Genomic DNA, 22,911 nt, shown 5'->3' on the forward strand with positions numbered 1-22,911 from the left:
CACCCCGACCGGCACCGGGCGCGCCTATCTTGACCTGCTCGACGACGAGGCGGTGCGGCTGTTCGTCGACGCCGTGCCCGGGGAGTACGTGCGCCGGTTCCCGTGGGCACCGGGTGCGGTCCTGCGCGGGTTCGCCGACGACGAGCCGTACCTCGCCTCGGCCGACGGGCCGTTCAACACGGTTCCGTGGTCGCCCACGCTGGACGCGGAGCTGCACGCGCTCGGGACGTCACCGGGCATCGCCCTGACCGCGGTGCACGACGGCGGTCTCGGCCACGCCGGTCTGCGGCTGCGCGGGGTGTTCTGGCGCGCGGTGAGCAACCGGTTCGCGGCCGCGTACTACAAGACCCAGGGCCGATGGCTGGCCGCGCGTGGGTTGAAGCTGATCTCCAACCCGTTGTGGGACGAGTACGGGCCGGGGGGAGCAGCTGCGCAGTTCCGGCAACCTGAACACGAACAACCAGTGGGCGCAGGTGCCGGGCACCGACCTGATCTTCGACCACTACCAGCGCGGCTACCACCGCACGCTGTCGCGCTGGCCGGCCAGCACCGCGCACCAGCTCGGGCTGGAGCGGGTCTACCTGGAGGCGATGGGCGGCACCGGCTGGCAGGTCACGCCGGCGTTCGTCCGCGAGGTGGTCGGGGCGTTCGCCGTGCGCGGGGTGAACCACACGCTGCTGCACGCGCGGTTCAGCGACGAGAGCCAGATCGTCTACCCGCCGCCGTTCCAGCCGGTCAACCCGTGGTGGGCGGTGTCCGCGCCGCTGAACGACTGGATCGGCCGGCTGATGGAAGCCTGCCGCGCGCCGGCCAGGGCCCGGACCGCGCTGCTGCAGCCGCAACGCGCCGTCGAGTCCACACAGGACACTCCGGCGATGGCCGGCCTCGACACGGCGTTCCTCACCGCCGCTCACGCCCTGGAGGACGTGCAGGTCGACTTCGACTTCCTCGACGAAGGCGCGCTCGACGCCGACCCCGCCCTGGTGGCCCACGCCCGGCCGGACGGGCCGCGGCTGGTCGTCGGGCGGCAGGCCTACGGGATCGTGGTGGTGCCCCGGACGCCGATCCTCGCGGTCGGGTCGGTGCGGACGCTGATCCGGTTCGTCCGCGGCGGGGGCACCGTGGTCGTCGTCGGCGAACCACCGGCTCACGAAGCCGGGGGAGACGACGCGGGCCTGAGCGCCGCGCTCGGCGAGTTGTTCGCCGCGCGCACGGCGGTCCGGGTGGCCGACCCGGTGGCGGCCGCGACGGCGGCGGCCGCCGCGGGTGGCGCGGCGGCGGTGCTGGAGCCGCGGCACGCCGACGTCCGGGTGCTGCGCCTCGAAGGCGACGGGTGCGCCACGTTCGTGGTGCTGAACGAACGCGCCGAGGCGGTGGACCTCACCGCGACGTTCCCGGCGACCGGGGTGCCCGAGGTGTGGGACCCCGACACGGGCACCACGGCACCGGCGGGGGTGTGGCGGCGGGCGCCGTTCGCGGGCGAGCCCCGCGGCGGCACGGCGGTGGTGCTGCGGCTCGAGCCCAAAGCGACGCTGCTGGTGGTGTTCCGAGCCGGGCGGGAACCCGCGCACGCGGTGTCTTCGTCGGCGCCGGTGGAACGCGTGCGCATCGACGCCCGGGCCGCGATCGCCACGGTGCGGGTGACCGGGCCGGGACCGGTCACCGTCACCGCGGTCGACGGCGGCCGCCGGTACGCAGGCGGCGCACCGGTTTCCGATCCGCTCACGGCCATCCCGCTCGACGGCGACTGGGTGTTCCGGCCCGACCGCGAGGGCGCTCCGGAGAGCACGCGCCCGCTCGGGTCCTGGACCGCCCTGGACCCGGCGTACTCGGGTGCGGCTTGGTACGAAAAGGAATTCGAAGTGGCCGCGGAGACCTTGGCCGGCCGCAAGTGGCTCCTCGACCTCGGGGAGGTCCACGAGGTGGCCGAGGTCGAGATCAACGGAAAGCCGGCCGGATCCCGGCTGTGGCCGCCGTACCGGCTGGACGTCACGGCGGCGCTGCGGCCGGGCCGGACCAAGCTGCGGGTGCGGGTGACGAACACGGGGGCGAACGCGCGTGGCGAGGCGCTCACGTCCGGCTTGCTCGGTCCGGTGAGGCTGCGGCCGTACCGCCTCGTCGACGTCCCGCTGTCCTGAACCGCCGGCCGTGGCTTGACCGGATGGTCGCCGCCGTCTTCGCCGCGATGGAGCGACATCAGCAGACGGGTGCCGGCGAGGGCGTACGAACGGTGGCAGACAGTCCCCGGACGCGGTGTTAGAACGGAAGTCATGACGCATCGGATTTCTCGGTACGCCGCAATCGTCGTCGGGGTCGTCGCACTGACCGGCGCCGGGGTCGCGCCCGCGCACGCCGTCAGTGGCCCGATCCGGAGCTTCACCGCCACCGCGACCACGCTGACCGCGGTGAACCAGTACTCCTACTTCCCGCTCGGGCCCATCATCCCGCTGCCCGTGTCGATTTCGCGGCTGGTCGACGGGGCCGCGCAGGTCGTGGCCAGTGGCAAGGGCGTCGTGCAGTACCAGTGCGACGGCACCGCGATCAACACCTACACCGCCAACGGCGTGGTACTCAGCGTGCCCTGCGGCTGACCGGGCTTCCGGCCGCGCCCGCCGGCCGGGACGCTGCACCGGTCCGCCCCGCCAGGGACTCGGACAGGGTGACCAGCTCGCGGGCGTCGTCGTCGAGGCCGGCGCCCTCCGGGATCGCGATCGGCGTCGGCTCCTCCGGGGCCGGTTCGCGGCGGGCGTGCGCTCGCAACGCCTCCGTGAGGCGATCCGGCAACGGACCCTCCAGGCGCGCGACGTACGGGCTGATCCGGACCAGCCCGTCGCGGCATTCGATCACCCTCCGGTAGTAACGGCGGTGGACGCCGAGCACGCTCAGGGCGTCCCACCGGCCCGGCGGTGTGCGGTTCAGCGCGTCCTCCGGGAACGCCTCGTGCAGCTTTGTCCACAACGGACGGAGGCGGTGGTACGTCCGCAGGTGCTGCCACCACACGCGGGCCGCCGCCAGGCGGGTGGCCACGCCGGGGTAGGACAGGCCGACGACCAGCAGGATCGCGCTCGGGAACACCAGCCAGACCGTCGCCTGGACCAGCAGCCGGGGGATCGCCGCGCCCGCCCAGTGCACCAGGACCACCGCGATCAGGGTCGCTCCGCCCAGCGCGCCGATCGCGAACCCCGCCGCCGCCACCGACAGCCCGCGGGCCAGCCGCGGCGCCGCCCCGCGCGCGTAGCGCCGGGCGAAGAAGCAGGCGCTCGCGATGCCGTAGGTGAGGTACAGGTCGGCCGCGAGGTAGAAGACCGAGACCCCGGCGCGGGGGTACTGCGCCGGGGGGACGTCCGGCATGAGCAGGGTGACGGTCGCCATCACCAGGATCGCCGTGCCCAGCGGTACCGCTTCCAGCCAGGCGCGCCGTCGCGCCCGGGCGGGCGGCAGGGCCGAGAACAGGAAGAAGCACGCCAGCGAGAACACCAGACCGCAGAGGAAGATGTGCTGGAACAGCAGCGGCACGATCCGCCCGGGGTCCGGCTGGTTGACGTCCCCGGCCAAGAGGCCCAGCGGGTAGGCGGCCGCGAAGCAGGCCAGGCAGGCGGTGACCATCCAGCGGGCGACGTCGCCCGGCGCGCGGGTGAGCTGGTAGACCTTCCACAGCAGGGCGGGGAAGAGGATCACCCCCTGCACCACGATGAGCGTGATCTTGCTGCTCACAGCCAGCCCAGCCGTTCGTCCAGCGCGGCGTCGATCCCCCGCGCGGCACCCCCGTCCGACGACGGCGGGGCGACCCGGTCGAGGACCGAGGCCCACTCCAGGATGATCGTCGCCACCGTCTCGGCCTCCCGCTCGTGGTCGGTGTCGTAGGAGGTGCGCAGCAGGGCCCGCCGGACCGCCTCCGGTTCCAGGCCCGGTGCCAGCCGGTCGGCCAGGTCGTGGTTCTCCTCGGTGGCGCCGTGGCCGGCCAGCAGGTGGCCCAGCTCGTGCAGGATGATGTGGCGCTGGTGGGGCTTGCTCGTGTCCTGCTGGTAGACGATGTAGTCGGCCCGGGCGGTGGCGATCCAGGCCCCGAACGGCCCGGGCACCGGGATCCGGTGCGGGATCAGCCGGATCGGGCGGCCGCGCTGGTGACCGACGCTGCGGCACAGCTCGAGGACGTCGAGCGGCGGCCGGATGCCCAGCTCGTTCAGCAGCCGCCTGCAGCGGCGCCGCAACTCGCGTTCCTTCACCAGCCGCCTTGCCATCGCCGTCGGAGCACCACGGACGGTAACCCGTTCCGCCCTTACGGTAGACGACGGCACCCCCGTCGATCATCGCCCGCCCCGGGGACCCGGAGCCGCTAACCGTTCTCCCGCGCGATTTCGCACAGCGACGCGCGCAGCGGCGAACTGCCGCTCACCGGGTCGCTCGGTCCCTGGCCCAGCACGAGGTTGAGGTTGGCGCTGCCGTCGCCGGTGACCGGATAACCCGGCTCGCCGAGCCCGGCCGCGGGTTGCCACCAGCCGTGCTGGCCGCACACCACGTCCGGGTGGAGGTTGACGTTGAACTTCGCCCGCGCGCGGACGCTGCCCCGGGGCGTCTCCAGCCGCACCCAGTCGCCGGCGGTGATGCCGCGCGCCGCGGCCGTGTCGGGGTGCAGCTCGACCTGGGGGTCGGGGGCGGACTTGCGCAGGCTGGTGACGGCGCGGTGCTGGGTCTCGCAGAAGAACAGCGACTTGGCGCAGGTGAGGATCAGCGGGTAGCGGGCCGCCAGGTCCGGCCGGGACAGCGGGCTGAGCGACGGCTCGTCGTAGCCCGGCAGCGGGGGGTAGCCCTGCCGGAGCAGCGCCTCGGAGTACAGCTCGACCACGCCGGAGGGCGTCCGGAAGCCGCGCTGCTCGTACTTGCGGTGGACCGTCCGCAACGGCAGGCGGATGCCCTCCGGCGCGGCCCGCAGCTGTTCCAGGCTGACGCCGCTGGGCGCGAGCTGGTGGCGCCAAGCCGCCTCGATGTCGCCGTCGAAGAAGTGCTCGCCCAGGCCGAGCGCGAGGGCGAGGTCGAAGATGATCCGCAGGTCCGGCCGGGCTTCGCCGCGCGGGGCGGCCAAGGGGCGGCGCAGCTGGACGGTGGACTGCGCGTCCTGGCTCGTCTCGAACCCGATCCGCAACGCCTCGGCTTCCCACGCGCTGGTCGCCGGCAGCACGATGTCGGCCTGTTCCGCGGTCGGGTTCATGAACAGGTCCGTGTGCACGAAGAAGTCCAGCGCGCCGAGCGCGTCCAGCCCGCGGGCGCTGTCGCCGTGGGCCAGCACCAGGTTGGCGCCGAAGTTGACCAGCGCCCGGGCCCGGTACGGGACGCCGTCCAGCGCCGCCCGGTAGAAGTCCTCGCCGGTGACGAACTCGAACCGCGCCGGGCCGAGCGGCCGCTCGCGGATGCCGATGGCCTTGGCCCGCTGTCCGGCGGAGAGCAGCGGCATCCCGTCGACCGGATTCGCCGGCACCGGCGTGAACAGGACGTTCCCGCCGGGCACGTCGAGGCAGCCGGTGAGGGCGTACAGCTGGGCGATGGCCCGCACGGTCTGCGTCGCGTTGCTGTGCTGTTCGAGCCCGCTCCAGGTGTAGAACGCGACCGGGCGCGCTTCCCGGAGCAGCCGGGCCGCGGCGGTGATCCGGTCCGCGGGCACGCCGGTGATCCGCTCGGCGACGCCGGGGGTGAACCGGGCGCACTCTTCGGCGATGAGGTCCCACACGCGGCGGGTCGCCACCCCGTCCGGTGGGGGTGTGGCGGGCGCCAGCAGCTCGCCGGTGTCGGCCCGGACCGCCCACGACGCGTTGGTCCACCGGGTGACGAAATCTGCGTCGTACCAGCCGTTTTCGATCATCTCGTTCGTGATGGCCAGCGCGAGTGCCGCGTCCGTGCCGGGCCGGACGCGCAGCCAGTGGTCGGCCTTGCTCGCCAGCCCGGCCCGGCGCGGATCCACCACGACGAGCTTCGCGCCGCGCCGCAGCGCCGCCGTGGTCGCAGTGGCGTGCGCGAGCCGGGACACCGACGGGTTGTACCCCCAATAGAGGATGCAGCCGGCGCGTTCGAGGTCGGGCAAGTAGGCGCCGGGCACCGGCTCGCCCCAGGTGTAGGTGGTGGCCAGGTGGCGGCCCCAGCCGCACAGCTCCATGTAACTCACCAGGTTCGGGCTGCCGAAGGCCCGCCGGAGCCGCGTCAGCCAGTCGACGGAGTCGGACATGGCCGACGTCGACGGCGAGGCAGTGCCGAACACGACCGCTTCCGGCCCGGACTCGGCGGCGATCGCCGTCAGCCGCGCCGCGACGGTGGCCAGCGCCTCGTCCCAGCCGATGCGCTCCCAGCCGGGGTCGGCCGCGCCCTTCGGAGCGGTCCGCCGCAGGGGGTGCCGCAGCCGCCCGGCGTGCGCGACGATCTCCGGCGCGGCCTTGCCCTTGACGCAGATCGCCTGGCCGGTGGGGTGGCCGGGCAGCGGGCGCAGGGCGAGCAGGCGCCCGTCCTCGACGGTGGCGGTGGCCCCGCACCGGGACACGCACAGCGGGCAGAACGTCGCCACTTCGGTCGCCATCGGCGCACCTCCGATGCCCCGTCCGGAGCAATGGAGTCATCCTCGCACCGGCGCGCCCGGCCGGCGCACTACAAGTTGATAAAGGACATTTCGTGGGGAATTCGCGGTTCGCGGTGCCGGTGGGTGATCACTATTCTTTTACGCCGGTTAATTCGGTGGCGCCGCCGACGTGGACGGAGTTAAGTCGATTCCCATGACGCAGGTGCAGGGTACGTGCGATGAGCGGTTCGGAGAAGTGCGCGACGCGCTGGCGGAGTCCTTGGCCAAAGAGGATGTCGGCGCCTCGGTCGCGGTCGTCTTCCGCGGTGAACCCGTGGTCGATCTGTGGGGCGGGTACGCCGATGCCGGCCGAACCGTGGCCTGGGAACGGGACACGATCACCAACGTCTGGTCCAGCACCAAGACGATGATCGCGTTGTGCGCCTTGATCCTCGCCGATCGCGGGGAGCTGGACCTCGATGCGCCGCTCGTCCGGTACTGGCCGGAGTTCGGCGCCGCGGACGTGCGGGTGCGGCACGTCCTGTCGCACACTTCGGGGCTGCCCGTCTGGGACACGCCCATCACCCTCGACGACCTGTGCGACCCGAGCAAAGTCACCGCGTTGCTGGCCGCGCACAAACCGCGGTGGACGCCGGGGGAAATCGGCTGCTACCACGCACTCACGCAAGGGTTTCTGCTCGGCGAAGTGGTCCGGCGGATCACCGGGAAAACGATCGGCGCGTTCTTCGCCGCGGAGGTCGCCGGCCCGCTGGGTGCGGATTTCCACATCGGGCTGCCCGACGCCGACCACCACCGCGTCGCGCCGTCCCTCGCCCCGCCCGGCGGGCTGACCGTGCCGCCGCCCACCGAGCACTTCGACGTCGCGCCCAATCCCGAGCTGGTGCCCGAGGACACGAACACCGCGGCGTGGCGGCGCGCGGAGATCCCGTCGGGCGCCGGCTACGGCAATGCCCGGTCGGTCGCGGCCGTCCAGTCGGTCCTGTCGGCCGGGGGGACCGCCGGCGGGGTGCGGCTGCTGTCGCGGGCCGGGTGCGAGCGGGCCTTGGAGGAGCAGTACCACGGCCTCGATTACGGCCTGGGCGTCCCGATGCGGTACGGCCTGGGATACGGCATCAGCGGCCGCAACTGCTTCTGGGGCGGCATGGGTGGTTCCCTGGTGTTCAACGACCTCGACGCCGGCCTCACCGTCGCCTACGTGATGAACCAGATGGTCGACGCCATCGTGGGCGACGGCCGGGGCATGAGCATGGTGACCGCGGCTTACGGCGGTTTGGGGTGACGCGTCAGCCGATCCGGTAGAGGCGCCCGTCGCGCACCGCGAGCACGGTGAGCGGCCCGTTCGTGGGACCCGCCGTCGCCTGCCAGGCTGTCGCGCCCGGTGCGGCGGCCTGGCCGGTGGTGAGCGGCAGGCCCGCGCTGCCGCCGCCGGTCACCGTGCCGGCCGGGTCGGTGACGAGCACGCAGTCCGGCTGCGTGCCTTCGAAGGCCACCCAGCCGGTGATGACCGCGCCGGGGTCGGTGGCCGGAGCGTCGAGCGCTCCGCGCACCGGCTGGGCCGTGCCCGGGTCGACGTGGTCGCCGAGTTCGGGACCGTGGCAGCCCAGCGTGAAATCGCCGGTGAACGGGTAGGCCCGCAGCGCGCGGGCCGCGGGGCCGGCGGCGCGCTGGATGTGCAGCGCCGCGAGTGCCGCGGGGGCGTCGACGCGCAGCGCGACCGCGGCCAGGCCGAGCGGCGCGTAGCTGCGCCGGACCTGGTCGGCCTTGCCGCCGCCGATCGCGTGCGTCACCAGCGCCAGGGTGACGACGGCCGCGACGACGTAGCGGTGTGGCCACTGTGGACGGTGCAGGCCGGCCAGCACCGTCAGCGCGATCGTCGCCAGCGCCGCGACCAGGACGTACCGGCTGATGAGCCCGACGTTGCCGCCGGGCACGCTCGCCGTCGTGCGGCCGAGCGCGAGCATCGCTGCCAGCGCGAAGGCGTAGAGCGCGAGACCGGCCCAGCCCGCGTCGCCGGCCGGCCGGGTGGTGATCGTCCGGCGCAGCAGCAGGCCGAGCAGCGCGATCGTGAGCCCGCCGGCGATGACCGCGACGACGGCGACGTCGACCGACCACAGCCCGCCGACCGCGGCGGCGAAGACGGACAGGCGCCCGTCGGGGTCGAAGGCCGCCGTCGCGCCCGACTGCGTCCCGGCGGGCTTGGTGAGCCACCACGCGCCGAGGACGGCCACGCCGGCCGCGGCGGGGATCGCGACCCGGAGCCGGGATTCCCCGCGCAGCCAGGCGACGAAGGCGAGCACGAACCAGATCGGCAGTGCGGCGCCGAAGCAGAGGCACCCCACGACGGCGGCCGCGGACGCGCCGGCCAGGCGCCCGCGGTGAGCGCAGGCGACGGCGATCGTGCCCGCGGTCACGGCGGGCACCCAGCTGATGCCGTTGGTGCCCTGCAACCAGAGTTCGGCGGCGTGCGAGGTGAACAGCAGCCACGAGATGGCGGCCGTCAGCGCGCCGCGGGCGGGGTGCGCGGGCAGCATCGTGCGCAGCGCGAGCACGGCGATCGCGAGCAGGCCGACGGTCAGCACGGTCAGGACGCGGTTGTCGCCGCCGAACCACGCCGCGTCGGCGTAGAAGAGCAGCGAGGGCACGACGAACGGCTGGTCGACGTGGTAGGTGAAGACCTGGCCGAGCAGCAGGTGGCCGGTGTCGTCGGTGATCTTGGCGAAGACGTGCCAGTAGTCGAGCAGCACGTGCATCCGCGGCGCCCGCACCGCGGCCAGCAGCGCCAGCCCGGCGGGCAGGGCGGCGAAGAGCCACCACCCGACGACCGCCGGCCACCCGGCCGACCGGCGTTCGGCAACCCGCGGGATCGGCGCGGTGACGTCCGGCTCGGGGGCGTCGGCGAGCGCTGGCTGGGGCATGGGTCTCCTGGCCGGGGAACGGTGGCGGTCCGGCGACGGCGGGACCGCCCGGAATCGTATCCGGTGGGTCAGTTTCCGGCGGCTTCGATCCGCCGGACCTCGATCCGTTCCGCCGGCGCGATTCAGCCCCGGCGAAGCCGAGCACGCCGCCGGGCTTCGAATCGGTCATGGTGATGCCCGCTTCGAACGTCGCACCGCGGAAGGTGGTGGGGAGGCCCCTTCGAAGCCGTGCACTTCGACCCGGCCGCGGAAGGTCGTCCGGTCGCAGCTGACCTTCTCGAGGACCTCCGTGCCGTCGAGCCCCATCGGCCCGCGATCGTCGCGTGGTCCAAGATCCGGGACCGGCACTGGCAGAAGACCAGGCCCAGGTTGTCGAGCGAACGCGAGCCAGAGCCCGAGACCGCCACCAGTGAGGCCCAGGCGTAGACGCCGATGCCGATGGCCGCGATCGCCCGCAGCGCGGGCACGATCCACCACCACGACAACGGCCGGAGCTCGGGCAGCGGGTTTCCCTCCACGGCTGCCCTTGATCCCAGCCGGTGACGCCGGGTGCCGTCGCGACGGGCGAGGTCAGTGCGGCTGGGCCGGGGCCCACAGGCCGTCCGCGTCGCCGGCCTCGAGGCGGCCCCGGTACACGCCGATCTTGCGGTCGATGAGGACCAGGTTCTCCTGGAGCTCCGCCAGCCTCGCCAGCACGTCGGCGCGGTGCTCCTCCAGCAGCGCCAGGCGTTCCGGCTCGTTGCCGCGGCCGGCGGCGACCAGGTCCGCGTAGCGGCGAATCGTCTTGATCGGCATGCCCGTCGCCCGGAGTTTGGTGCAGATCTTGATCCAGTCCAGGTCCAGCTGCCGGTAGCGGCGGCGGCCGCCGCTCGTGCGGTCGACGCGGGTGACCACCAGGCCCGCCCGTTCGTAGTAGCGCAGCGTGTGCGCGCTTACCCCGGTGCGGCGGGCCGCGTCCGCGATGGTCAGGCCCTCCGCGGGGATCGGCGATTTGACTTCGAGCACGCTCTAAATCCTAGCGTCGATCGCATGAACGTTCCGACCGCAAGCCGCCCGGGTCTCGTGCTCGCGATCTGCTGCGCCAGCATCGTCGTCGTGGTGATGGACATCTCCATCGTCACCGTCGCGCTGCCCTCGATCCGCCGTGACCTGGGCGCGTCCGTCTCCGGCCTGCAGTGGACCGTCGACGCCTACACGCTGGTCCTGGCGGCTTTCCTCGTGCTCGGCGGTTCGGCCGCCGACCGGTTCGGCCGCAAGCGCGTCTTCCAGTGCGGCCTGGCCGTCTTCGGCCTCGGGTCGCTGCTGTGCAGCCTGGCCCCCGGCATCGGCTGGCTGATCGCGGCCCGCGTGCTGCAGGCGGCCGGCGGCACCATGCTCAACCCGGTCGCGATGGCCATCGTCGCCACCACCTTCCCCGCCCCGGCCGAGCGCGCCCGCGCCATCGGCGTGTTCGGCTCGATGTCCGGCCTGGCGCTGGCGCTCGGGCCGATCCTCGGCGGCATGCTCGTCGACGGCTTCGGCTGGCGGGCCGTGTTCTGGGTCAACGTCCCGATCATCGCCGCCGCGCTCGTCGCCACGACGTTGTTCGTGCCCGAGTCGCGCGCGCCGCGGCCCCGCCGCTTCGACCCGGTGGGGCAGGGCCTCGTGCTGGTGGTGCTCGGCAGCGTCGTCGCCGCCCTCATCGAGTCGCACCGGCTGGGCTGGACGTCACCGTGGCTCCTCGGCCTGCTCGCGCTCGCCGGACTCGGCGTGCTGGGCATCCTCGCCTACGAGCCGCGCCGCGCCGACCCGCTGCTCGAGCTGCGCTTGTTCCGCAGCGTGTCCTTCAGCGCGGCGATCGTCATGGCGTTGTTCGCGCTCTGCGGGTTCGGCGTCTTCCTGTTCTCGACGACGCAGTACCTCCAGGACGTCCGGGGCATGACCCCGCTGGCGGCGGGCCTGTGCCTGCTGCCGGTCGGCGTGCTCGTCCTGGTCCTGTCGCCGCGGACCGGACGGTTCGTCGGCGCGCGCGGCCCGCGGTGGCCGCTGGTCGTCGCCGGGGTCGCCCTCGCCGCGGGCGGCGCCGTCTCGGCGGGGCTGGGCCCGGCGACGCCGCTGCCCGTCGTGCTCGCGACCTTCCTGCTGTTCGGCCTGTTCCTCGGCACGGTGAACCCGCCGATCACCAACACCGCCGTCTCCGGGATGCCGGGGTCGATGGCCGGGGTGGCGGCGTCGCTGGCGTCGGCAGGCCGGCAGACCGGCACCACCCTGGGCGTGGCGCTCTCGGGCGCGGGACACGGCGTGTGGTGGCTGGTCGCCGGGCTCGGGGCCGGTCTCGTCGTCCTGGCGCTGCTCAGCACCGGACGCCGGGCGGCCGCGACGGCCGACCGGGCCGCCGCGCTGTTCGACGAGCTCAGCCTCCCGCGACCGACGGGATGATCTGCACCTCGGCGTCTTCGCGCAGCACCGTCGCGGTGCCGCCGCGGTGGCGGCACTCCTCGCCGTCGACGTAGAAGTTGACGTACCGGCGCAGCTCCGACTGCTCGTCGCGCAGCCGCCGCTCGAGCGCCGGGTACCGCTCGGCGAGCGCGTCGAGCAGGCCGGCCAGCGTGGCCGGCCCGGCGACCTCGACGTCGAGCCGGGACTCGCCGCCGGCCTTTTCCCGCAGCGTCCCGGGCAGCAGCACGGTGATCCGCACGGTTCACACCCTCGCGGCGCGAACGCTCAGCACGTCGGGCAGGTGCGCCGCGACGAGCTGCCAGCTGTCGCCGTCGTCGCGGCTGGCGTAGACGTCGCCGGTCCGCGAACCGAAGTACACCCCGGCCGGGTCGGCGTCGTCGGTGCACATCGCGTCCCGCATGACGCCGGCCCAGTACCCGTCCGGCAGGCCTGCCCCCAGCGCCTCCCACGACTTGCCGGCGTCCTCGCTGCGGTACACCCGGCACCGGCCCTCGGGAGGGAACCGCATCGCGTCGGCGACCAGCGGGAACGTGTAGACGACCTCGGGCCGGTTCGGGTGGACGACGATCGGGAAGCCGAAGTCGCTGGGCAGGCCGTCGGCGATGGACCGCCAGGTCGCGCCCGCGTCGTCGCTGCGGTAGACGCCGTGGTGGACCTGCGCGAACAGGCGGTCCGGCTCGGCCGGGTGCCGCGCGACCTTGTGCACGCACTGGCCGTATTCGGGGTACGGGTCGGGCACGTGCACCGCCTTGATGCCGGTGTTGCTCGCTGTCCAGGACTCGCCGCCGTCCTCGGTGCGGTAGACGCCGCCGGTGGACATCGCCACGGTGACGCGGCCGGGGTCGGTGGGGTGCGGGAGAACGGTGTGGATGGCCTTGCCGCCGCCCCCGGGCGTCCAGTGCTCGCGGTGCGGGTGGTCCCACAGGCCGCGGACGAGTTCGTAGGTGCGGCCGCCGTCGGTGGAGCGGAAGAGGGCGGACGGCTCGGTGCCCGCGTAGACGACGTCCGGCTCGCCCGCCGGGCCCGGCGCGAGCTGCCACGCCCTGGCCAGGGATTCGCCGGTGTCCGCCGGGAACGCGATCGGCGCGTGGTCGGGTTCGGCCCAGGTCGCGCCCAGGTCGTCGCTGGTGGCGACGCTCGGCCCGAAGTGCTCGCTGGTGACCCCGGCGAGCAGCCGCGGCGTGGCGTGGCGCGTGTCGATGCCGACCGCGTACACCTCGGTCATCGGGTGGTGCGGGCCGGTGACCTCCCACGTGGCCCGGTCGTCGGTGCTGGTGGCCAGCCACAGACCCTTGCGCGTGCCGATCGCGAGCAGGACGGACATCGGACACCTTCCTCCGGTGATGCAGCTCACAGGTACTCTGCCGGAAAAATCTCCCCGGGGAAATGTCGAACGCCGGATCCGACCGTTCGACGCGGGGGTGAAGGCCGGTCAGCGAGTCCGGAAGACAACCGGACCCCGGCCGAAAAGACACCAGGGAGCAAGCCATGCGTTTCCTCATGATGCACCGCGTCGACGAGCGCGACCCGCAGTCGTGGAACCCCAGCCAGGAGTTCATCGAGAAGATGGGCGGGTTCATCCAGGAGTCGGCGGAGAAGGGCATCCTGATCACCGCGGAGGGCGTCCACCCGACGGAGAAGGGCTCGCTGGTCCGCAAGCCCCGCGGCGCGGCGATCCGCGTCACCGACGGGCCGTTCGCCGAGGCCAAGGAGGTCATCGGCGGGTTCGCGCTGATCAACGCGGCGGACCGGGCCGAGGCCGTCGAGTTCGCCAAGCGGTACGTCGAGCTGTTCGACCAGGAGATCGAGGTGGAGATCCGGCAGGTCGTCGAGTTCGACGAACTGCCGGCGCAGGACTGAGGGCGGCCGGTGGCGCTACGCTGGCCGGAACGGCTCTCGGGGGGTTGAGCGATGTTCCTGGTCACCGGCGCCACCGGCAACGTCGGCGCGGAAGTGGTTTCGGCACTCGCGGCGGCGGGGGCCCCGGTCCGGGCGCTGGTGCGCCGGCCGGACGTCACGCTGCCGGACGGGGTCGAGGCCGCGGTGGGCGACCTCGGCTCGCCCGGCAGCCTCACGGACGCTCTCAAGGGTGTCGAAGGCGTCTTCCTGTTGTCCGGGTACGACGACGCGTCCGGCGTGCTGCGGGACGCGGGCGTGCGGCGGGTCGTGCTGCTGTCCGGCGGGTCGGCGGCGCTGGAAGACCTGGACAACGCGGTCTCCCGCTACATGACGCTGTCCGAGCGCGCGGTGCGGGAATCGGGCCTGGACTGGACGTTCCTGCGGCCGCGCGCGTTCATGTCGAACGCCCTGCGCTGGCTGCCGCAGCTGCGTTCGGGCGACACGGTCCGCGTCCAGTTCCCGGACGTCCCGGTGGCGTGCATCGATCCGGCGGACATCGCGGCGGTGGCGGTGGCGGCGCTGGCCGGTGGGCACGAAGGGCGTGTGTACGACCTGACCGGCCCGGTGGCGATGCGGCCGGTGGAGCAGGTTTCGGCGCTGGCTTCGGTGCTGGGGCGGGATCTCCGGTTCGTGGGACTGTCGAACGACGAGACGCGCGTGGAGCTCGAGGCGGGGATGCCGCGCGAGTACGTCGACGCGTTCTGGAACTTCTACGTCGAGGGCACCTTGGACGAGGCGACGGTGTACCCGACGGTGCCGGAGGTGACCGGGCGGCCGGCGCGGACCTTCGCCCAGTGGGCCGAGGCGCACGCCGGCGCGTTCCGCTGACGCTGTGAAGGGACGCCGTCGATGGCTGGGCGCCGCGCCGCCCGGAGTTGTTCGGCACGGTGGTGACGACCGGGCCGGGAGGCCGGAGGATCGCGGCCTCAAGGGATGAGGACGACCTTGCCCGCCGCGCGTCCGGCGCGGAGGTGGCCGACCGCGGCGGCGGCGTCCGCGAGGGGGTAGGTCCGGTCGAGGGCAGGCGTGAGCTGTCCGGTCTCGATCATTTCGCGCAGGGTCTCGAGGTCCGCGGCCCGAACCCGGGCGACCAGCCCGCACAACCGGTGCCGCACGAACGGGTTCAGCAGCGCCGCCCGGAAGACGCGCTGGATGCCGCCGAGCCACTTGCCGCCTTCGCCGCCGACGATCACCAGCGTGCCGCGCGGGGTCAGCGCCCGGCGCAGGTCGGTCAGCGAACGCAGGCCTGCGGTGTCCAGGATCAGGTCGTACCGCCGGCCCGCGAAGTCCTCGCGCGTGTAGTCCACGACGTGCCCGGCGCCGAGCCCGCGGACGAGGTCCGTCTTGGCGGTGCTGCACACCCCCGTGACGTCCGCCCCGAAGGCCTTGGCCAGTTGCACCGCGAAGGACCCGACGCCGCCGGCCGCACCGATGACCAGGACGCGGTGCCCTGGCCGGACGCGGCCCACGTCGCGCAGGGCCTGCAGGGCGGTACCGCCGGAGACGAGGACGGCCGCCGCCTCCTCGAACGAGACGCGTCCGGGCTTCGCCGCGACGAGGTCCTGCTTCGCGATGGCGTGCTCGGCGAACGCGCCCTCGCAGACGCCGAACACCTCGTCACCGGGCCGGACCCGCGTGACACCGTCGCCGATCTCCTCGACCGTGCCGGCGAAGTCGAGGCCCCGCACCGGCTGCTTGGGCCGGCGCAGCCCGAAACCCAGCAGGCGCAGCAGGTACGGCTGCCCGGTGGTCAGGTGCCAGACGCCCGCGTCGACGCCGGCCGCGTGCACGCGCACGAGGACCTCGCCGGCCGCGGGCGACGGTCTGCCGGCCTCGCGCAGTGCGAGGACATCCGGGCTGCCGTAGCGGTCTTGGACGATGGCTTTCACGACGTCTCCTCCGGGTACTGGAACACTTCTTCGAGCGGAACTCCGAACACGTGCGCGATCTGGAAGGCCATCTCGAGCGACGGCGAATACCGGCCCTGCTCGATCGCGATGACGGTCTGGCGGGTGACGCCGAGCCGGGTGGCGAGCTCGGCCTGGGTCAGCCGGCCGTGCGCGAACCGGAGGGCGCGGAGCGAGTTCGTGACGCGGGTCGGCTTCACCACGGCTGGAAACCCCGGCGGTAGGCGAAGATCCGGGCGATCGACCCGAGGATCGCCGAGAGCGTGAACGCCAGGTAGACGGCGTTGGCGATCCAGAAGTGCGGCGCCTCGGCCATCGCCAGGAGCAGGGCCGCGACGGCACCGATGACGACGAACGAATGGCCGGCGTACTCGCCGAACCGGCCGATCTCGCGGTCGCGCTGGTCCTTGCCGCCGTCTCCCGAAACCAACGCGGCGACGATGCTCAGCACGATCGTCGCGACGATGGACGCGCCGACCGTCCACAGCAGCGTCGCGACGTAGGGGACTTCGGCCAGCGGTCGCCCGCCGGCCCGGCCGAGGACCACCACCAGGTACGCCGCGTAGCTCACTATCGCGGCGATGCCGAGGATCCAGGCGCGCTTCTCTTCGTGGGTCACCTCGTCAAGGTAAAATAAACCAGACATCGTGTCAAACTTTCTTGACATGAGAAAATCTTCGGCGAGGGTGTCCAAGGCGGCGCCGGCCGTTCGTAGTCACCGCGTACGGCAACCGAGCCACTGGAGGATCCCGTGAAGTACCTGATGCTGATCAACGCCTCGCTCGACGCGGACGGCGAGGCCATGGGCGGCTGCACGGTCGAGGACTGGCAGCTGTTCGACAAGACCATCAAGGACTCGGGGGTCTACGTCTCCGGGAACTCGCTCGCCGACTTCACCACGGCCACCACCGTCCGGGTCGACGACCACGGCGAGCGGGTCGTCACCGACGGGCCGTTCGCCGAGTCCCGTGAGGTGCTGGGCGGCTACTTCGTCGTCGACGTGCCGGATCTCGACGTCGCCCTCGACTGGGCAGCGCGCTGCCCGGGATCCCGCGGCGGCGGGCACATCGTCGTCCGGCCGCTCGCTTCGTACGGGGACTGACGGCGGTGGCGGGGCGGGCCGAGGCATCCGTCGAGGCGGTGTTCCGGGAGGAGCGCGGGCTGCTGCTCGCCGCGCTCCTCCGGCGGTTCGGCGACCTCGACCTGGCCGAGGAGGTGACGTCGGAGGCGATCGAGGCCGCGCTGGTGCGCTGGCCCGCCGACGGCGTGCCGCCGAACCCGGGTGCCTGGCTGATGACGACGGCCCGGCGCAAGGCCGTCGACCGGCTGCGCCGCGACCAGGCCTACGCGGCCCGGCTCGCGGTGCTGCAGGTCGAGGCCGAACGCGCGGCGCCCGCCCCGCCCTCCGACGACGGCGGCCTGCCCGACGAGCGGCTCCAGCTGTTCTTCACCTGCGCCCACCCGGCGTTGCCGGCCGAGGACCGCGCGGCCCTGACGTTGCGCTGCCTCGCCGGGTTGACGACCCCGGAGGTGGCGCGCGCGTTCCTGGTCCCCAGCGCGACGATGGGCAAGCGGATCGTGCGCGCGAAGAGCCGGATCCGCACGCTGCGGATCCCGTTCCGCGTGCCGGACGCCGCCGAGCTGCCCGGGCGGCTGCCGGGCGTGCTGCAGGTCCTCTACTCGATCTTCACCGAGGGCTACGCGGCGAGTTCCGGTCCGGACCTGCAGCGGCTCGACCTGGCGGAGGAGGCGATCCGCCTGGCGCGGATCCTGCGCCGGCTGCTGCCGGGGGAGCGGGAGGTGGCGGGCCTGCTGGCGCTGATGCTGCTGATCCACGCCCGCCGCGACGCCCGGACGGGCCCGGACGGCGACCTGGTGCTCCTCGACGACCAGGACCGCGCCCGCTGGGACCGCCCGCTGATCGACGAGGGCGCGGCCTTGGTCGTGGTGTCGCTGACCGGCGGCCCGCCGGGCTGGTACGGCGTCCAGGCGGCGATCGCGGCCCTGCACGACGAGGCCGCGGACGTGGCGAGCACGGACTGGCCGCAGATCGTGGCGTTGTACGACGTGCTGCGCGGGCTGGCGCCCTCACCGGTGGTGGAGCTGAACCGCGCGGTGGCGGTGGCGATGCGCGACGGCCCGGCGGCGGGACTGGCGTTGCTGGAGGGACTGGCGGAGGAGCCGAGGTTGCGCGCCTACAGCCCGTTCCCGGCGGCTCGTGGCGATTTGCTGAGCCGGCTCGGGCGGCTCGAGGAAGCGGCGGTGGCCTACCGGGAGGCGTTGGAGCTGGCGGGAACCGAGCCGGAGCGGGTCCATCTGCGGGGCCGGCTGGCCCAGGTGGCCGAGGTGTGCGGAGAGCGGTGAGCCGCGGATCATGCCGCCTCTCCGCGGTGGTCGCTCGCTGCGGCGCTGCTTGTCCGCGCTGCTCTGCGGCTGCGCCGCCTCCGCGCCGCATTGCGGCTGCGCTGCTTGTCCGCGCCGCCCTGCGGCTGCGCGCCCTGCGGCTGCGCCGCCGCTTGCCCGCGCCGCACTGCAGCTGCCCCGCTTGCCCGCGCCGCCGCCTCGCCCGAGGCGCTTCCTGCGCCGCCCCGCCCTGGGGCTGCCGCTTCATCGCTTCCCTCGCGCCGCCGCTGCCTCGGGGGTTTCGTCCCCGCCTCGTCGGCGTCGCTCGGCCCATCGCCGGCCCGGAACTGTCGGTGGCCCCCGGTAAGCTGGATACCGGGGGCCGGAGGCCTACCCCGCCCGCAGCGCCGCCACCGCCGGTGCGAACATCGTCGCCTTGATCGCGCCCAGCGTCCCGCGGTCCTTGCCCGCCAGCGCCTGCGCCCGTTCGTGTGCCACCTTCACCACTTCGCCCTCGGCCGCGACCTCGTCCACCAACCCGATCTCCGCCGCCTCCGAGCCGCCGAAACGCCGGCCCGTCGTCATCGAGGCGATCGCCGCCGACGGGGTCAGCTTGCCCTGGATCAGCGCCGCCATCCCCGGCGTGAACGGGATGTTGATGTCCGCCTCCGGGAAACAGAAATAACCTCGGTCGCCGCGCATCACGCGGAAGTCGTGGGCCATGGCCAGCATTGCGCCCGCGCCGAACGCGTGGCCGTTGATCGCCGCGACGGTCGGGACCGGCAGGGTCAGCACCCGGGCGAACAGCTCCTGGACCTCCGCGACGTACCCGGCTGCCTGGTCGCCGTGGGCCGTCAGCCATTCGAGGTCGAGGCCGTTCGAATAGAACTTGCCGCCTCCGGTGGTCACCAGGGCGCCTTCGACGTCGTCCAAAAAGGAATGGACGCGCTGCAGCCAGGCCGGTGAGAACCGGTTTTCGTCGTCGCCCAGGTCGAGCACGGAAACGGTCACGGTCGGTCCTTTTCTCGAGGGGGCACGGTCAGCACCGCCCGCACCGCGGCGGCCAGCCTTTCCCGCACCAGGGGATCGGTGATGTCACGCCGGAAGAACGCCGTCGGCAGGTCGACGACGCACGTCGTGATCACCTCGACCGCCAGGCCGTCGCCGCGGTCCCACAGCCGGCGGGCGAGCCGGATCAGCAGGGCGACCAGGCGTTTGTCCACCGCGTGCAGGGCCTCCGCCAGCTCGCCGGGCAGCTCGGGCCCGAAGAGCCGGTCGCCCCGCACCGACAGCAGCATCCGCGCCCCCTCGGGACGCAGGGACGCGAACACCGCGGGCGTGTCCGCCGCCGCGACGACCGCCTCCACCGGCGACGAAGCCTGCTCCACGAGCGAGGTCTGGAGGTCGAGGAACGCCGTCGCCGCCCGCAGCCAGACCCGGGCCCGCAGCGCGCTGAGCGACCCGAACGCGTGGTAGATCGTCCCGTTCGGCACGCCCGCGGCCGCGGCCAGGCCACGCACGGTCACCTCCGCCGAGGAGGCGATGAGCCGCTCGGCGACGTCGAGGAGCGCGTCGAGGTCGTGGACGCGGGGGCGGGGCATGCCGAGACCGTAACAGAGCACGTGCTCCAAAACCAGGGCGGTAAGCTGCCGCCGTGGAGATCTGGATCAACCCGGCGTGCTCGAAGTGCCGGTCCGCGGTGTCGATGCTCGACGAGGCCGGCGCGGAGTACACCGTGCGCCGCTACCTCGAGGACCCGCCGACGGCGGCGGAACTCGAAGCCGTCCTGGAGCGCCTCGGCCTCGAACCGTGGGACATCACGCGCACCGCCGAGCCCGTCGCGAAGGAACTCGGCCTCAAGACCTGGGGCCGCACGCCCGAAGACCGGCCGAAGTGGATCGACGCGCTGGCCGGGCACCCCAAGCTGATCCAGCGGCCGATCATCACGGCCGACGACGGCACGGCGGTCGTCGCGCGCGACCCCGAGACCGTGCGGTCGGTCCTTTAAGGAATCGCGTCGCCCTTCGCGAGCAGCGGGACGTCCAGGGCCACCGTCTCCGGGTACTTGATCCCGGCGCCGGTGTTGAGCACGACGACGTCTTCGTCGCCCTCGAGCCAGCCGGACTCGCGCAGGTGCCGCAGCGCGGCGAAGCACGCGCCGCCCTCCGGGCAGACGAAAGTGCCTTCATGCGAGGCCAGTTCCCGTTGGGCCGCGAGCAGTTCCTCGTCGGTGACGGCGATCGCGGTGCCGCCGGTCGCGTACACGGCGTCGAGCACGAGGAAGTCGCCGAGCGCCTTGGGCACGGTGATGCCGAAGGCGACCGTCCGGGCGTCCGGGAACGGGGTGCTTTCCCGCGCACCGCGCGAAAACGCCGAGACGATCGGCGCGCAGCCGGTGGCCTGGACGGCGACGAGCCGGGGCAGCGGGCCGGAAACCCAGCCCAGTTCCCGCATCTCGAGCAGGGCTTTGTAGATCCCGATGATGCCGACGCCGCCGCCGGTGGGGTAGAGGATGACGTCGGGCAGGCGCCAGCCGAACTGCTCGGCGATCTCGTACCCCATCGTCTTCTTGCCCTCGATGCGGTACGGCTCCTTCAGCGTCGAGACGTCCTGGACCCCTGCACGCCGCTGAACCGCCGCGGCGACGAGCTTGCCCGCGTCGCCGATGAGACCGTCCACCCGGTACAGCTCGGCACCGGCGGCGACGCACTCGCGCATGGTGATCGCCGGGGCGTCGTCCGGCATCGCGACCAGGCTCGACAGCCCCGCGCGCGCCGCGTACAACGCCCACGCCGCGCCGGCGTTGCCGTTCGTCGGCATCGCGATCCCGCGCACGCCCAGCTCGGCCGCCCGCGAGACGCCGACCGCGGCGCCCCGGGCCTTGAACGTGCCGGTCGGGACCAGGCCTTCGTCCTTCATCCACAGGCGCGACAGCCCCAGTTCGCGGCCGTAGCGCGGCAGCCGCAGCAACGGCGTCATGCCTTCGCCGAGGCTGACGACGTGCTCGGCCGAGCGCACGGGCAGCACCTCGTGGTAGCGCCACAGCGTCGGCTCGCGCCCGGCGATCTCCTTCGGCGTCACGGCTTCGCGGACGCCGTCGAGGTCGTAGCGCGCGAGCAGCGGCGCGCCCGCCGCGGAGAGACCCTGGACCGTGTCGGCGTCGAGGCGTTCGCCGGTCCGGGAGCACTCGAGGTGGCTGAGGAAGGAGTACGGCACGGCGCCGATCCTAGGTCCTAAGGTGAGCACATGGACGCGCTGCGGGTGTGCCTCTACGTCTTCGCCGGGGTGACCCTCGGCACCTGGCTGGTCTCGGTGCTGACCAGGGAGTACTCCTGGGTGGACCGGATCTGGTCGATCGTGCCGGTGGCCTACGTGGGGATCTTCGCCGGCGCCGCCGGGTTCGCCGACACCCGGCTCGACGTGATGTTCGCGCTGGTCACCCTCTGGGGGATCCGGCTGACGTTCAACTTCGCCCGCAAGGGCGGGTACGCGCCCGGCGGCGAGGACTACCGGTGGGCGGTGCTGCGCGAGCGGATGGCGCCGTGGCAGTTCCAGCTGTTCAACTTCTTCTTCATCTCGCTGTACCAGAACGCCATCCTGCTGCTGATCACCCTCCCGGCGCTGACCGCGCTGGAGCACCCCGGCGGGTTCGGGGTCGCGGACGTCGTCGTCGCGGTGGTGTTCGCCGCCTTCCTCGCCGGGGAGACGGTCGCCGACCAGCAGCAGTGGCGGTTCCACCGCGAGAAGCACGCGGGCCGGGCGCCGACGCGGTTCCTGCAGGCCGGGCTGTTCCGCTACTCGCGGCACCCGAACTTCTTCTTCGAGCAGGCGCAGTGGTGGGCGGTTGCCGCGTTCGGGGTGGTCGCCGGCGGTCTGCAGTGGACGGTCGTCGGCGCGGTCCTGCTGACGCTGCTGTTCGTGGGCTCGACGCGGTTCACCGAGAGCATCACGAAGTCCCGGTACCCGGAGTACGCGGACTACCAGCGGCGGACGTCGGCGGTGGTCCCGTGGCCGGTCCGCGGATGACGGTCGTCGTCGCGCTGCAGCTCTCGACCGGTGTCCCGCTCGAGCGGATCCTGGCGTTCGAGGACGGGATCCGGGGCGCCGACCTGGTGGTGCTGCCGGAGGCCGTGCTCGGTGGTTATCCGGGGCGTGTGCCGTTCGTCGAGTACTTCCACGCGGCGGTGGCCGTGCCGGGCCCCGAGACGGCGGCGCTGGCCGGGCTCGCCTCCCGGACCGGCGCGACGCTGGTGGTGGGCGTCATCGAGCGCGACGGCTCCACGCTGTACAGCACGGTGGTCTTCCTCGACCCGGAGCTGGGGATGGTGGCCAAGCACCGCAAGCTGGTGCCGACGGCGCGGGAACGCGTGTTCTGGGGCCGCGGCGACGGCTCGACGCTCCCGGTGGTCCCGACGGCGGCGGGCCGGGCCGGCGCGGCGATCTGCTGGGAGAACCACATGCCGTTGCTACGGGCGGCGATGTACGCGAAGGGCGTGGAAATCTGGTGCGCCCCGACGGCGGACGACCGCGACGTCTGGCAGGCGTCGATGCGCCACATCGCCGACGAGGGCCGGTGTTTCGTGGTTTCGGCGTGCCCGTACGAGTCCGGCGGCGACGACCCGTTCCGCGGCGGCAGCGTGATCGTCGGCCCGCTGGGGGACGTGCTGGCGGGCCCGCTGCGCGATGCGGAGGGCCTGATCACGGCGGAGATCGACGTCCAGGAGATCGTGGCCGCGCGGCACAGCCTCGACGTGTCGGGGCACTACGCGCGGCCGGACGTGTTCTCGCTGACGGTGGACGAGCGACCGCGGGACGGCGTCACCTTCCTGCGGTGACGCCGTCCCGC

The 22,911-nt window shown here is 73.2% G+C and carries 24 protein-coding genes; 11 read left to right on the top strand and 13 right to left on the bottom strand.

Annotated features, from left to right (window positions below; all coding sequences use genetic code 11):
• Positions 1-473: 473 nt before the first annotated feature.
• Together QRY02_RS47790 and QRY02_RS47795 are read left to right on the top strand one after the other, a co-directional pair.
• Positions 474-2,138, top strand: coding sequence for a glycosylhydrolase-like jelly roll fold domain-containing protein (locus QRY02_RS47790; protein ID WP_285989282.1), 1,665 nt, complete (start codon positions 474-476; stop codon positions 2,136-2,138).
• Positions 2,139-2,270: 132 nt separating this feature from the next.
• Entirely contained in the window at positions 2,271-2,591 is a 321-nt protein-coding gene (locus QRY02_RS47795; protein WP_285989283.1) for a hypothetical protein, read from the top strand.
• Here QRY02_RS47795 and QRY02_RS47800 read toward each other — a convergent pair.
• The 3 genes from QRY02_RS47800 to QRY02_RS47810 form a co-directional block, all read right to left on the bottom strand.
• Positions 2,572-3,714, bottom strand: a complete 1,143-nt coding sequence (locus QRY02_RS47800) for an MAB_1171c family putative transporter (protein ID WP_285989284.1) — start codon at positions 3,712-3,714, stop codon at positions 2,572-2,574. The two genes, QRY02_RS47795 and QRY02_RS47800, sit on opposite strands and share 20 nt — an antisense overlap.
• The gene (locus tag QRY02_RS47805) at positions 3,711-4,226 is read right to left on the bottom strand and encodes an ImmA/IrrE family metallo-endopeptidase (protein WP_285994120.1); all 516 of its coding nucleotides are present in this window, start codon (positions 4,224-4,226) and stop codon (positions 3,711-3,713) included. Before QRY02_RS47805 ends, QRY02_RS47800 begins: the two co-directional genes overlap by 4 nt.
• Positions 4,227-4,336: 110 nt before the next feature.
• A complete protein-coding gene (locus QRY02_RS47810) occupies positions 4,337-6,562 on the bottom strand; it encodes a molybdopterin-containing oxidoreductase family protein (protein WP_285989285.1) in 2,226 nt (741 codons plus the stop codon).
• Positions 6,563-6,755: 193 nt separating this feature from the next.
• On the opposite strand from QRY02_RS47810, the gene QRY02_RS47815 reads away from it, so the two are divergent.
• Positions 6,756-7,841: a serine hydrolase domain-containing protein gene (locus tag QRY02_RS47815; protein ID WP_285989286.1), complete on the top strand. Its 1,086-nt coding sequence runs from the start codon at positions 6,756-6,758 to the stop codon at positions 7,839-7,841.
• Positions 7,842-7,845: 4 nt separating this feature from the next.
• Here the strand turns inward: QRY02_RS47815 and QRY02_RS47820 are convergent, their stop codons facing one another.
• Positions 7,846-9,477 (bottom strand): DUF2079 domain-containing protein, encoded by a 1,632-nt coding sequence (locus tag QRY02_RS47820; RefSeq protein ID WP_285989287.1) that lies wholly within the window; start codon positions 9,475-9,477, stop codon positions 7,846-7,848.
• Between the two features lie 570 nt (positions 9,478-10,047).
• Positions 10,048-10,482 carry a MerR family transcriptional regulator gene (locus QRY02_RS47825; RefSeq protein WP_285989288.1) on the bottom strand — a complete coding sequence of 145 codons (435 nt, stop codon included), beginning with the start codon at positions 10,480-10,482 and terminating at the stop codon, positions 10,048-10,050.
• A gap of 24 nt (positions 10,483-10,506) precedes the next feature.
• Here QRY02_RS47825 and QRY02_RS47830 point away from each other — a divergent pair, with 24 nt between their 5' ends.
• A complete protein-coding gene (locus tag QRY02_RS47830) occupies positions 10,507-11,895 on the top strand; it encodes an MFS transporter (protein ID WP_285989289.1) in 1,389 nt (462 codons plus the stop codon).
• Here QRY02_RS47830 and QRY02_RS47835 read toward each other — a convergent pair.
• Together QRY02_RS47835 and QRY02_RS47840 are read right to left on the bottom strand one after the other, a co-directional pair.
• Entirely contained in the window at positions 11,870-12,154 is a 285-nt protein-coding gene (locus tag QRY02_RS47835) for a ubiquitin-like small modifier protein 1 (RefSeq protein WP_285989290.1), read from the bottom strand. The two genes, QRY02_RS47830 and QRY02_RS47835, sit on opposite strands and share 26 nt — an antisense overlap.
• Positions 12,155-12,157: 3 nt before the next feature.
• On the bottom strand, positions 12,158-13,240 hold the full coding sequence (locus QRY02_RS47840) for a WD40/YVTN/BNR-like repeat-containing protein (RefSeq protein ID WP_285989291.1): 1,083 nt from the start codon (positions 13,238-13,240) through the stop codon (positions 12,158-12,160).
• Between the two features lie 164 nt (positions 13,241-13,404).
• Here QRY02_RS47840 and QRY02_RS47845 point away from each other — a divergent pair, with 164 nt between their 5' ends.
• Together QRY02_RS47845 and QRY02_RS47850 are read left to right on the top strand one after the other, a co-directional pair.
• The gene (locus tag QRY02_RS47845; RefSeq protein ID WP_285989292.1) at positions 13,405-13,776 is read left to right on the top strand and encodes a YciI family protein; all 372 of its coding nucleotides are present in this window, start codon (positions 13,405-13,407) and stop codon (positions 13,774-13,776) included.
• A 51-nt stretch (positions 13,777-13,827) separates the two neighbouring features.
• On the top strand, positions 13,828-14,643 hold the full coding sequence (locus QRY02_RS47850) for an NAD(P)H-binding protein (RefSeq protein WP_285989293.1): 816 nt from the start codon (positions 13,828-13,830) through the stop codon (positions 14,641-14,643).
• 98 nt (positions 14,644-14,741) lie between these two features.
• Here QRY02_RS47850 and QRY02_RS47855 read toward each other — a convergent pair whose 3' ends face one another.
• From QRY02_RS47855 to QRY02_RS47865, 3 genes are read right to left on the bottom strand one after another with little or no spacing between them, the layout of a single operon-like run.
• The gene (locus QRY02_RS47855) at positions 14,742-15,704 is read right to left on the bottom strand and encodes an NAD(P)-dependent alcohol dehydrogenase (RefSeq protein WP_285989294.1); all 963 of its coding nucleotides are present in this window, start codon (positions 15,702-15,704) and stop codon (positions 14,742-14,744) included.
• On the bottom strand, positions 15,701-15,925 hold the full coding sequence (locus tag QRY02_RS47860) for a helix-turn-helix transcriptional regulator (RefSeq protein ID WP_285989295.1): 225 nt from the start codon (positions 15,923-15,925) through the stop codon (positions 15,701-15,703). Before QRY02_RS47860 ends, QRY02_RS47855 begins: the two co-directional genes overlap by 4 nt.
• Positions 15,919-16,368 (bottom strand): hypothetical protein, encoded by a 450-nt coding sequence (locus tag QRY02_RS47865; protein WP_285989296.1) that lies wholly within the window; start codon positions 16,366-16,368, stop codon positions 15,919-15,921. Before QRY02_RS47865 ends, QRY02_RS47860 begins: the two co-directional genes overlap by 7 nt.
• Before the next feature lie 105 nt (positions 16,369-16,473).
• Here QRY02_RS47865 and QRY02_RS47870 point away from each other — a divergent pair, with 105 nt between their 5' ends.
• Positions 16,474-16,824, top strand: coding sequence for a YciI family protein (locus tag QRY02_RS47870; protein ID WP_285989297.1), 351 nt, complete (start codon positions 16,474-16,476; stop codon positions 16,822-16,824).
• A gap of 5 nt (positions 16,825-16,829) precedes the next feature.
• Positions 16,830-18,086 carry an RNA polymerase sigma factor gene (locus QRY02_RS47875; RefSeq protein ID WP_285989298.1) on the top strand — a complete coding sequence of 419 codons (1,257 nt, stop codon included), beginning with the start codon at positions 16,830-16,832 and terminating at the stop codon, positions 18,084-18,086.
• A gap of 369 nt (positions 18,087-18,455) precedes the next feature.
• Here QRY02_RS47875 and QRY02_RS47880 read toward each other — a convergent pair whose 3' ends face one another.
• The gene (locus QRY02_RS47880) at positions 18,456-19,076 is read right to left on the bottom strand and encodes an enoyl-CoA hydratase/isomerase family protein (RefSeq protein ID WP_285989299.1); all 621 of its coding nucleotides are present in this window, start codon (positions 19,074-19,076) and stop codon (positions 18,456-18,458) included.
• Complete coding sequence (locus QRY02_RS47885) at positions 19,073-19,666, bottom strand: TetR/AcrR family transcriptional regulator (protein ID WP_285989300.1); 594 nt, start codon at positions 19,664-19,666, stop codon at positions 19,073-19,075. The genes QRY02_RS47880 and QRY02_RS47885 overlap by 4 nt, the downstream gene beginning before the upstream one ends.
• 53 nt (positions 19,667-19,719) lie before the next feature.
• On the opposite strand from QRY02_RS47885, the gene QRY02_RS47890 reads away from it, so the two are divergent.
• Positions 19,720-20,073, top strand: a complete 354-nt coding sequence (locus QRY02_RS47890) for an arsenate reductase family protein (RefSeq protein WP_285989301.1) — start codon at positions 19,720-19,722, stop codon at positions 20,071-20,073.
• Here QRY02_RS47890 and QRY02_RS47895 read toward each other — a convergent pair.
• Positions 20,070-21,281 carry a threonine synthase gene (locus QRY02_RS47895; RefSeq protein WP_285989302.1) on the bottom strand — a complete coding sequence of 404 codons (1,212 nt, stop codon included), beginning with the start codon at positions 21,279-21,281 and terminating at the stop codon, positions 20,070-20,072. The genes QRY02_RS47890 and QRY02_RS47895 overlap by 4 nt on opposite strands.
• 30 nt (positions 21,282-21,311) lie before the next feature.
• Here QRY02_RS47895 and QRY02_RS47900 point away from each other — a divergent pair, with 30 nt between their 5' ends.
• Both QRY02_RS47900 and QRY02_RS47905 read left to right on the top strand, forming a co-directional pair.
• Positions 21,312-22,091, top strand: coding sequence for a DUF1295 domain-containing protein (locus QRY02_RS47900; RefSeq protein ID WP_285989303.1), 780 nt, complete (start codon positions 21,312-21,314; stop codon positions 22,089-22,091).
• Positions 22,073-22,900: a carbon-nitrogen hydrolase family protein gene (locus QRY02_RS47905; protein WP_285989304.1), complete on the top strand. Its 828-nt coding sequence runs from the start codon at positions 22,073-22,075 to the stop codon at positions 22,898-22,900. The genes QRY02_RS47900 and QRY02_RS47905 overlap by 19 nt, the downstream gene beginning before the upstream one ends.
• The last annotated feature ends 11 nt before the right edge of the window (positions 22,901-22,911 follow it).

Origin of the sequence: Amycolatopsis sp. DG1A-15b (assembly GCF_030285645.1) — a bacterium.
GTDB lineage: Bacteria > Actinomycetota > Actinomycetes > Mycobacteriales > Pseudonocardiaceae > Amycolatopsis.

Bases quoted from the DNA above. Each gene is read 5' to 3' on its own strand.
- QRY02_RS47830 (WP_285989289.1), top strand. From the start codon at position 10,507: ATGAACGTTCCGACCGCAAGCCGCCCGGGTCTCGTGCTCGCGATCTGC.
- QRY02_RS47850 (WP_285989293.1), top strand. From the start codon at position 13,828: ATGTTCCTGGTCACCGGCGCCACCGGCAACGTCGGCGCGGAAGTGGTT.
- QRY02_RS47845 (WP_285989292.1), top strand. From the start codon at position 13,405: ATGCGTTTCCTCATGATGCACCGCGTCGACGAGCGCGACCCGCAGTCG.
- QRY02_RS47820 (WP_285989287.1), bottom strand. From the start codon at position 9,477: ATGCCCCAGCCAGCGCTCGCCGACGCCCCCGAGCCGGACGTCACCGCG.
- QRY02_RS47900 (WP_285989303.1), top strand. From the start codon at position 21,312: ATGGACGCGCTGCGGGTGTGCCTCTACGTCTTCGCCGGGGTGACCCTC.
- QRY02_RS47885 (WP_285989300.1), bottom strand. From the start codon at position 19,666: ATGCCCCGCCCCCGCGTCCACGACCTCGACGCGCTCCTCGACGTCGCC.
- QRY02_RS47795 (WP_285989283.1), top strand. From the start codon at position 2,271: ATGACGCATCGGATTTCTCGGTACGCCGCAATCGTCGTCGGGGTCGTC.
- QRY02_RS47810 (WP_285989285.1), bottom strand. From the start codon at position 6,562: ATGGCGACCGAAGTGGCGACGTTCTGCCCGCTGTGCGTGTCCCGGTGC.
- QRY02_RS47865 (WP_285989296.1), bottom strand. From the start codon at position 16,368: ATGTCTGGTTTATTTTACCTTGACGAGGTGACCCACGAAGAGAAGCGC.
- QRY02_RS47815 (WP_285989286.1), top strand. From the start codon at position 6,756: ATGACGCAGGTGCAGGGTACGTGCGATGAGCGGTTCGGAGAAGTGCGC.
- QRY02_RS47840 (WP_285989291.1), bottom strand. From the start codon at position 13,240: ATGTCCGTCCTGCTCGCGATCGGCACGCGCAAGGGTCTGTGGCTGGCC.